The 9925-nt window shown below is 42.7% G+C and carries 9 protein-coding genes; 3 read left to right on the top strand and 6 right to left on the bottom strand.

Annotation, left to right across the window (positions count from 1 at the left end; translation table 11 throughout):
- Positions 1-41: 41 nt before the first annotated feature.
- The 3 genes from R7E42_RS20860 to R7E42_RS20870 form a co-directional block, all read right to left on the bottom strand.
- Complete coding sequence (locus R7E42_RS20860) at positions 42-2135, bottom strand: TonB-dependent siderophore receptor (protein ID WP_206955103.1); 2094 nt, start codon at positions 2133-2135, stop codon at positions 42-44.
- A gap of 207 nt (positions 2136-2342) precedes the next feature.
- The gene (locus R7E42_RS20865; protein ID WP_064369509.1) at positions 2343-3716 is read right to left on the bottom strand and encodes a sensor histidine kinase; all 1374 of its coding nucleotides are present in this window, start codon (positions 3714-3716) and stop codon (positions 2343-2345) included.
- Positions 3716-4381 (bottom strand): response regulator transcription factor, encoded by a 666-nt coding sequence (locus R7E42_RS20870; protein ID WP_005386018.1) that lies wholly within the window; start codon positions 4379-4381, stop codon positions 3716-3718. The genes R7E42_RS20865 and R7E42_RS20870 overlap by 1 nt, the downstream gene beginning before the upstream one ends.
- 230 nt (positions 4382-4611) lie before the next feature.
- Between R7E42_RS20870 and R7E42_RS20875 the strand changes: the two genes are divergently transcribed.
- Positions 4612-5322 carry a glycerophosphodiester phosphodiesterase family protein gene (locus tag R7E42_RS20875; RefSeq protein WP_047102843.1) on the top strand — a complete coding sequence of 237 codons (711 nt, stop codon included), beginning with the start codon at positions 4612-4614 and terminating at the stop codon, positions 5320-5322.
- 35 nt (positions 5323-5357) lie between these two features.
- Here R7E42_RS20875 and R7E42_RS20880 read toward each other — a convergent pair whose 3' ends face one another.
- On the bottom strand, positions 5358-5840 hold the full coding sequence (locus R7E42_RS20880) for a L,D-transpeptidase family protein (RefSeq protein ID WP_158173341.1): 483 nt from the start codon (positions 5838-5840) through the stop codon (positions 5358-5360).
- Between the two features lie 241 nt (positions 5841-6081).
- On the opposite strand from R7E42_RS20880, the gene R7E42_RS20885 reads away from it, so the two are divergent.
- Positions 6082-7077 (top strand): 2-hydroxyacid dehydrogenase, encoded by a 996-nt coding sequence (locus R7E42_RS20885; RefSeq protein WP_267135783.1) that lies wholly within the window; start codon positions 6082-6084, stop codon positions 7075-7077.
- Positions 7078-7162: 85 nt separating this feature from the next.
- Positions 7163-7519: a YibL family ribosome-associated protein gene (locus tag R7E42_RS20890; protein WP_005374274.1), complete on the top strand. Its 357-nt coding sequence runs from the start codon at positions 7163-7165 to the stop codon at positions 7517-7519.
- A gap of 163 nt (positions 7520-7682) precedes the next feature.
- On the opposite strand, the gene R7E42_RS20895 is transcribed toward R7E42_RS20890, so the two are convergent.
- Together R7E42_RS20895 and R7E42_RS20900 are read right to left on the bottom strand one after the other, a co-directional pair.
- On the bottom strand, positions 7683-8714 hold the full coding sequence (locus tag R7E42_RS20895) for a cytosolic protein (protein WP_205461114.1): 1032 nt from the start codon (positions 8712-8714) through the stop codon (positions 7683-7685).
- A 60-nt stretch (positions 8715-8774) separates the two neighbouring features.
- Positions 8775-9578 carry a cytosolic protein gene (locus R7E42_RS20900; RefSeq protein WP_205461115.1) on the bottom strand — a complete coding sequence of 268 codons (804 nt, stop codon included), beginning with the start codon at positions 9576-9578 and terminating at the stop codon, positions 8775-8777.
- Positions 9579-9925: the final 347 nt, after the last annotated feature.

The raw sequence follows: 9925 nt of genomic DNA on the forward strand, positions 1-9925 counted from the left end.
AAGGGGAAGACTACCCTTCCCCTTTAATAATCAAATTGTTATCAGTACTTGAACTGGATTGTTGCCATGTAGTTGCGGCTTTCTCCAACCACAACCCCACTCGCACCTTTTTGCTCGCCATTCGTGCTACCACCACCTGCGAAGTAGTCGGTATCGAATAAGTTTTCGACATTGAATCGAGCAATAATATCCAAGTTTTCATCGTACTTATGTTTGTATGACACGCCCATATCAACGCGAGCGTAGCCATCTTTCTTGAAGGTGTTCTTTGCATCACCGTAGCGATCACCTTCATAAATCAAACCAAGGTTTAAGTTAGTGTTGTCTTGAACCTTGTAGCTAGACCATAGACTTGCCGAGAACTCTGGCACGTCTACAGGGCGGTTACCTTCATATCTTTCTGCCTTCTTAAGCTCTGCATCCAAATACATTGCAGAAGCGGTTAGCGACAACTCTGAGGTCACAAAACCTTGAGCCATTAACTCAGCGCCTTTGTGAACTTGCTCACCACCTTGCGTTTTCTTGTGTAGGAGATTGCCGCCCGCGTCTTTGCCGCTTTCAACATCCAGCGAGATGTTCTCTAACGTGATATCAAACACAGCACCAGATACAAATAAACGCTGATCAAACAGTTCCCACTTCGTACCGATTTCATAAGAGATACCACGCTCAGCGTCGAGTTTCTCACCTTCATTGATGTAGGTACGACTACCGTTGCTGACTTCACCTTGAGGCATGAAGCTTTCAGAATACTGAACGTAAACCGAGCCATTCGTCGATGGGTGGAAAATGACACCAAATTTTGGAGAAACCTGGTTTTCGGTCAGTTCATCATCACGCTTTTCGTCATAACGAACACCTGCAAGCACTTGCCAGTAATCATTAATCGTCATCATATTTTGCGCGTAGATACCCCAAGTATCGTACTCAGCTGTTGGTGATTTCTTCGAACTACGATAGCTAGGCTTAGGCACCGTTTCTCCTGGAGCAATACTCGCCTCATTATGAATTGCCATAAAGCGATCATAACTGTAATCTAAGTAGTTAGCGCCCACTAACAACGTGTTTTCCGTACCGAACAAAGTAAAGTCCGTCGTCACATCTATATATGCAGTATCAAATACCCAATTATCGGAGCGATCGTTGCCTCGATGCTTAATCGTATTTAACTCTTCATACTGATCAAACTTAGGGTAAGACTCTACATCAAAACGCTTAAAGTCTTGGCGGTTGTAACCTGCTTTTACGTTCACGTTATCCGTGACTTGCGCATTAATATCGACACCGTAGTTTTCTACTTCGTTATCAATTTCAGACCACTGCGCATCCCAAATGTACTTATCACCGCGAACCGCTTTGCCATCAACAATGTATGCGCCAGAGTCCACGCTACCGTCGTCTTTCGTGCGATCGTAATGAGCCGATACCATAAAGTTGTCGGTGATATCGTACTCAACCACTAGGCCAGCTACCGTACGATCTGTTTTAGGCTCAGTGCCATCACCGTACCTGCGCCAAGAGCCGTAGCTTTCTTTGGCAAAAATTGCGCGCGCTCGCAGTGTCTCTGCATCATTTAGCGCGCCACTCACATCAAGCACAGTGCGTGAGTGATCATTCGAACCTAGATCTTGACTCAAACTTGCTTGTGTTTGAGTTGTTGGTTTTTTCGAAACCATGTTTACCAAACCACCCGGCTCAGATTTACCGTATAGCAGACCTGATGGACCTTTAAGCACTTCAACACGCTCTAAAAGCTCAATTGGCTGACGGTAGTGTGACCAGTGTTGACGACCATCACGAAGAAAACCGTCTGAACTGCTAAGTTCAAAACCACGTAGAGAGAAACGTTCGCGGTTACGGCTTGTACCACCCGCGCTAACACTTGCATCGTTACGTAGCACTTCACCAAGTGTACTTGCACGCTGCTCATCAATTACCGTTTCATCGATAACCGCTACTTGTCCCGGCGTTTCCAGCTGCGTCATTTCCATGCGCATTGCTGTACTGTTTGTATCTGCCTTGTAGCCGAACTCTCGACCTTCTACAACTACATGTTCGTCTGTTTGAACTTCCGCCACTGCAGGTGTTGCTAACACTGCACCGATCACTAACGCCAAATGGCTCTTAGTAAACATATCCTTTCACTCCGATTATTATTTTTCGGGTCACATACTTGTTGAATGCGATTCCCTCTTAATTATTTCGCGGGTGAATATAAGTGATAAGTATTACCATTTGCATTAAATTTACATTCTTTGCATTTGCAAACTTTTGTAAAGTACTCTCTGATGATGCGCCATGATAATGTGACATTAATCACAAAAAATACAACTTAATCATACTTATTGTTTGAACACTAAAGTAACCCTCAAACCACCTTGCTCACGGTTTTTCGCCGTGACTGCTCCACCCATAATACGCATGGATTCTTTGACAATCGCAAGACCTAAACCGTAGCCACCAAGCTTTTTATCTCTAGAAGCATCTAAGCGTGTAAACGGATCAAAAATATCGACCAGCTTGTTCTCTGGAATACCAGGCCCATTATCAGATACTGACATGGTGGTGAATTGCTGCCCTTCTTTGACATAATTTTCCAGAGAAACTTCTATCTGAGATGCTTGTCCTGAATATTTAATGGCATTACCAATAAGATTGTTCAAACAACGAATGACCAGCGTTTCTTCACAAATGGCTTTAGCACATACAGCTTCTGAGCGGAAAGACAACGTCTGTTCTGACTTCAAATCTATTTTGCAACGTTCTACTTGCGGGGAGAGCAAAACTTCTAAATCACAGCGTTTCGTGGCTTTGTCGAAGCGCGCATTTTCCAAGCGACTGAACTCCAATATATCGCTGATCAAATGGTTTAGCTCTTTTGCTTCATCTTCTAGCCTTGTCACTAGGCTTTGCTCACTTTCTCCAACACGCTTTCGCAAAAGATGCAGAACCAAGTTCTGCCTCGCTAACGGCGTTCTCAATTCGTGAGAGACATCTCTTATAAGCAGTCGCTGCTTTTCAGCGAGAGAATGAATCTGTTGCGTCATGTGATCGAAGTCTTGCGCTAACTCGTTAAACTCACGCGTGCTCGACTTCAGCTCTTTCACGACACTAACATTAAAATCGCCATTAGATAGCTTTTTGCTTGCTTCTCTCAATCGATCCAATGGTTGCTGTAAGTTACGTGCCATTAGCAGCGAAAAGAGCGCCAAAATAACCACTGCAATCACGACTTTGAGAATAGAGAAATACAGAATGAAGTCATTTGCAGGGTGCAGTCGATGTGGCAATTGAATCACTAAAGTATTGCCATGAACTAAAGGAATATTGATGATGGGGCGATTCACTTTCCCCTCAAGTTGATCATCGATGCTTCTCTTAAATTGAAGTTTGAACTCGAAGTGCGGATGCATCAGACGGTGCGTAACTGGTTGCTGATGTTCATTCAACACAAATAAATAAAAGTTTTGCGCATTTGCCCAGTCAGCAAGTTCGTCCATGTCTCCGTGCTCAATCAATACGTTAGCTTGATGTGCAAGGTCTAGCATTTCTTCTCGCACACTATCGGGCACTTTCAACATGGCTTTCACCAGAGCTTGTTCCGCTAAGGATTGCACGACCAAAATGCTAATGACAATTGCGGTCATGCAACTAAATAACTTGAACGCTAAGCTGTCTTTACGTTTTGCAATAAAAGGTGGACACCGGAGCTTCATTAACGGTTTACAGCCTCTAAATAACTGTAACCTTTGCCACGGAAGGTTTTGATATGTTGCTTGGAAAGCCCCGCCTCAACTAACTTGCGACGTATGTTACTGATGTGCATATCAAGGTTGCGATCAAAAGGACTCAGCTCTTTCTTTAACACTTCAGTTTGAAGCTCTGCTTTTGAAATCACGACTCCTTGGTTTTTTACCAAGTAGCTCAATAGTTCAGCTTCCGTACTTGTGAGGGGTAAGCTATTAAGCTGGTCACTGATCGTTTGAACGGTACTACACATCGTCTGACGTTGACGTTCCAAGCCAACACGACGAAGAATCGCTTTGATGCGCATTAGAAGCTCAGCGACATTAAAAGGCTTTCCGATATACTGATCGGCCCCCGCTTGGTAACCATCAAGCATCGAGTTTTCATCGTTGAGAGCGGTAAGCATTAGAATAGGTGTCGCGAAGCGCTGACAGATCCTACGAGCAACTTGCATGCCGTTAAGGTTTGGTAACATGACATCAAGCAATACAAGATCTACAGGCGTTTTTTCCATATATTGCAGCGCACTTTCACCGCAATGCACAGAAGATACGATGTAGCCCTCCTCTTGCAAAACCGCTTCTAACAGCTCACACAAAGGAACGTCATCATCGACTATCAAAACTCGTGACATTACCACTCACCATTCAAATAAAAATGGTTCGCATTTTATTACTCATTTACCAATTAAACAACTACACACTCTAAGGCTTTAAGTCCACAGGACTCAGTCCAAGAAGCAGCAACGTACTATTAGAGTTTAATGTTCACTTGTACTAAAGGTTCCTAACAATATGCACCTAGATATATCTTCATAGAAAAAACGAGTACAATCTGGCAACCGCAAAGCAAAAGATAAAGCGAATGGAAACGTTATTAATTGGTCACCGTGGCGTGGCAGGTTCATACCCTGAGAATACAAAAATAAGCATTCAAGCAGCCATTGACCTGGGATTAAAGTGGGTGGAAGTGGATATACAACCTACCAAAGATAATGTTTTAGTGGTTTGCCATGATCATACCGTCAATCGATGCAGCAATGGACAAGGGCGTGTTGATGAGCTCACCCTGGAAGAGTTAAAAGCATTAGATTTCGGTAGTTGGTTTAGCACAGACTTTTCAGGCGAGAAGATCTTGACACTAGATGAACTGCTCACTTTAGCTACTGAGAATAAGCTTAACTTGAATATTGAAGTTAAAGTAGACAACCATCCAGCGGAAGAAGTGGCGCAGACTCTAGCCAATGCGTTAGCAAAAAGTCCAATGCCGCAAGAGAATGTACTCCTATCCAGCTTTAGTCATGACGTCATTAGAGCGATGCACAAATACTGCAGTGGCTACCGATTGGGTGTGTTAAGTGAATTCTTTACGAGAAAAGATAAACGCCTTTTGGAAGAAGTTAGTGCCTATAGCTGCAACCTAAACATTAACTGGGTTCGTACTCGCCAGATAAACAAACTCCAACAAGCCGGTTACAAAGTGATGTGCTATACGGTGAACAATCCAAATAAACTGAAATACCTACCTCAATTAGACGGTATTTTTAGTGATCATCCACAGCGCTTTATGCCATAGCCTATAAGAGCCAGAACATTAAAGGGGACCTTTTATTACCACTCAATCTGAATTGGTGTCCCCATCTCGACAAGCTGGATAAATTCATCCATCTCCTCGTTGGTAATCGCAATACACCCATTAGTCCAATCAAAACTTTGGATGTAAATCGGCAACTGACTCTCACCGTTTTTTAAGCCATGAATTTTGATGTTCCCTCCAGGGGAGACACCTCGGCGCTTCGCTTCCAACGCATCAATCGCATCAGGGTAACTGATATGCACAGAACGATAAAAAGCAGAGTCCTCTATAACATAATCTAAAGTGTATTCGCCCTCTGGCGTGCGATTGTCTCCCTCTTCTTGTTTATGTCCTTGAGGGTTCGCTCCTAAAGCAATTCGGTATTCTTTTAGCACTGCTCCTTGTTCCATCAAATACATTCGACGCTTAGACTTGTCGACTTTAACGAGGTCAACAGCTGCGTGAGTGCCAGAAGCAAACACACAACACAAGAACATAGAGCACCATTTTACTGACATTGTCGTAACGCCTAAGCTAATAAAGTGAACAAGAAAAGAGCGATAATGCTAGTCAGTTAATGCTCGTAAAGCAAACAGTATCTAATGCGGAACCATAAGATAGACTCGCTGAAAGGCGTACTTCTTATCGTTATTTGATACAACAAAAGTCAAAGAGAAGATTTCTCTATTCATTGCGGCTAAGTTGCATTACTTTATAAGCATATTTATTTATAAAGTCCGCACTTTTTGAGAGGGAACCATGATTAACATTGCTTTTTTTAGTGCAAAATCCTACGACGAAGCCTCTTTTAATAAAATTAAAAATAACCGCGATTTTGAATTTCACTATCACGACTTCCGACTAACCGAAAAAACAGCCAAGATGGCGCACGGCAGTGATGTCGTATGTGCGTTTGTTAATGATGATCTTTCAGCTCCTGTCCTTAAACAGCTTTCTCTGGGCGGGACCAAGCTTATTGCTATGCGCTGCGCGGGATATGATAAAGTTGATCAACAAGCAGCCAAAGAACTAGGCTTACAAGTGGTTCGAGTTCCTGCTTACTCACCAGAAGCAGTGGCAGAGCACACGGTTGGTTTAATGATGTGCCTAAACCGCCGTCTTCACAAGGCCTACCAACGGACACGTGACGCCAACTTCTCGCTAGAAGGTCTTGTTGGCTTTAACTTTTTCGGAAAAACCGTTGGTGTTATTGGTACGGGTAAGATTGGTATCGCGACGATGCGTATCTTCAAAGGGCTTGGCATGGAGCTGCTTTGCTACGACCCCTACGAAAACCCATTAGCGCTAGAAATGGGAGCCCGTTACTGTTCGCTTGAAGAAATCTACGCTAATGCGGATGTTATCTCTCTCCATTGCCCAATGAGTGAAGAAAACTATCACTTACTGAACGAAAAAGCCTTCGCGCAAATGAAAGATGGCGTGATGATCATTAACACCAGTCGAGGCGAGTTGCTAGATTCACTAGCAGCGATAGAAGCGTTGAAACAAGGTAAGATTGGTGCGCTTGGCCTAGACGTGTATGACAATGAAAAAGACTTATTCTTCCAAGATAAATCTAACGATGTCATTGTAGATGATGTTTTCCGCCGTTTATCGGCTTGTCATAACGTGCTGTTTACTGGCCACCAAGCATTCTTGACTCACGAAGCACTTAATAATATTGCCTCTGTGACGCTTGATAACGTCGAAGCCTTTTTCTCTGGTAACGTATCGGGCAATGAACTGATTAACTAAAGCCAGACAATCGAGAAGTATAGTAGAGCGTGTGATCTCAGCTATGCTATACTTCTCGACTATTTAAAATTTGAGCCAAATTACCATGAGCATAAAAACTGATATTCAAAAGCTGCACAACCGTTTAGATACATGCCAACGTAAACTTGATGCGGCACGTTCTCGTGGTGATCACGAAATGATTACAAAGTTCACGGATGAAGTAGAACAGCTTACCAAAAAGCTTAACCAGTTAAAGCACAAGCAAAACTATGAGCTGAACAAAGAACGTAAAAGCTTACTTGATATGCCTTTCTCTCGTGAAATCACCAAAGCAGAACAAGCGGACATCGGCAAACTGAAAAAACGCGTACGCGGCTTAGTAATCGTTCACCCATTAACAAAAGTTGGTAAAGAACTTCGCCTTGATGTGATGACAGGCTTTGCGCCAAAAGAGTTTTAAAACTCGCATTAACATTTATGGAGCCTAAGCATTTGCTTGGGCTTTTTATTTTGTACTGCTTCATTAGATTTCATCGACATATCAATCCATAAGCTATTAAAAAGGCCAGCGACAAAAGCCACTGACCTATTTCGACCAATATCGTACGCATTACATCTCAACGTTACGACAGTTGCTGCAACTTGTGCTCCACAACAGGATCATTCGGAACCAACTGCTGAGCGACTTCCAAAAGCTGTACTGCATCTTTCGGGTTGTCATACTCATGCTTAAGTGCAATATCAACAAGTGGCTGAATATCGATTTGCGCTTGATGCTCCTTCACATGTTCTTTCTTTTCTTCAATTAGTACATTATGAGCGGTACTCAGTAAGTTTAAACGATGCTGTGAACTCGCATTCGCCTTGTTAAGGCACTGATAGTAATCTTCTTTTAAGCGCAGCGTTTTGGTCTGATGACGAAACTGCGCTATATCTATCTTCTGATAACGTATAAAGTCTACGGCCACTTGCTTATAAAAACCGAATTTATTCAAATACGTCGCGTGGGTACCATGTCCCATCCCAAAGACTCTCAAGTGAGTGAGCTCTGGGTAGCGTTTGGCGTGAAGGCGGTCGATTTCATTAGTTGGATCATAAATGATATAGCCTTTTGCATCGCCAAGGTCGAGGTCGTGATACTTTCCTTTCCAATCAAATTGTTGGGCTAGTTCAGTACTTGGCCTATCATCCCATGGCACCAAAACTTTGTTTTTTGTGCTGACCGGGTGAAACATCAATACTTGATCCAACTTTAATAGATTGGAAAAGGCACCAATAGCAAAACCACCGCGGCTAAGTCCATAGCCTAAACGACATTCAAAGGGCTCAAGTAAAGTCGACAGTTGCTCTAGAAAGAAAATTAAATTACGGCTACGAAACCAGTTACTTTTCCCAAGGTGCTGAAATGAAATAATATTTACTTTTTGTTTCTGGGCTAAGCGATAGCCCCAAGGCGCAAAGTCTGAGTGTAAGTCCTGTACTTGTAGATTCGTACCAGCAGGGGAAAAGGTAAACAACAACGGTTTATTGCGGTCGACAAACTCATACTTAACAAATACATCATCAAGTAAGTCCTCCCCGGACATCGGTAGCCTGGTTTGCTGTTCTTCACGAGAAAGAACCAGCCATTCATCCAACCAGTACAGTAACTTCATTAATCCTCCATCTAAATTGCGCCTAGCAATTGTGTTAAAAATCTAGTTTTTAGTGTGTGATCATCTCCCCCTGGTTACAGGGGACTCTGATATCAGTCCTCTTTTAAACAAAGCGTGAATTTGCTTATTAAATTGGTCAATATCTAAGGTTTGATGGCGAACAAACTCCTGCGCCACCAGATTAAAAAATTCTAATTTATCTAATTGTGTGGATTGAGTGCCGTGTCCCATACCGACGACTTTTAAATGGGTAAGCTCTGGATAACGTTCAGCATGAAGACAATCAATGCGATTGGATGGGTCATAAATAATATAACCTTTGGCATTGCCCAAATCTCGATCATGGTAGCCGCTTTCCCAAGCAAACTGCTGAGCAAGCTCAGTACTCAGCCGATCATCCCAAGGCACCAACGCTTTATTTTTTGTGCTAACAGGATAAAACAACAAAAGATGTTCTAGTTTCAGCAAGTTAGCAAACGCGCCAATTGCAAAGCCACCTCGACTTTGCCCATAACCCAAACGACATTTGAAGGGGTGAAGCAACTCAGATAGCTGCTCCAGAAAGAAAATCAAATTCCGACTACGGAACCAATTACTTTGTCCTAAATGTTGAAAGGCAATAATGTTTACTTGTTGTTGTATTCCGAGCTCGTAGCCCCAAGGAGAAAAATCCGGAGTTAAATCTTGTACCTGCACATCAGTACCGGAAGGAGAAAATGTAAACAACAATGGCTTGTTAAGATCGACGAGTTCATACTTCACAAACACATCATCAAGTAAATCGTAGCCAGAGATAGGTAAAGCCATCTCTTGTTCTTGTTGAGTAAGAGCTTGCCATTCATCTAACCAGTAAAGTAGCTTCATTTTTTCTCCAAGTACATTTGCAGTATTTAGGCTGGGACTCTATCAAAATGCGTTTAAGCATCCCACGTTGAGACTTAACAAAGCTCTATTTGAAGCCCAAATGACACGTATGGAAATGTCTTCGATTGAAGGTATTACTGCGTAAACTAAACCCAATGTAGGTACGCAAAAACTTGGAGAAAGAGCTAGAGAAAAACCAATTAGAAGTTTCGATAACAGCGGTTAAAAAACAGCAGATACAAAAAAACCGCTGTAAGAACAGCGGTTTTTTAAAAGTGGCGGAGAGATAGGGATTTGAACCCTAGATACGCTATTAACGTATGCCGGTTTTCAAGACCGGTGCTTTC

This window comes from Vibrio sp. Vb1337 (genome assembly GCF_033338715.1).
Lineage (GTDB): Bacteria > Pseudomonadota > Gammaproteobacteria > Enterobacterales > Vibrionaceae > Vibrio > Vibrio alginolyticus.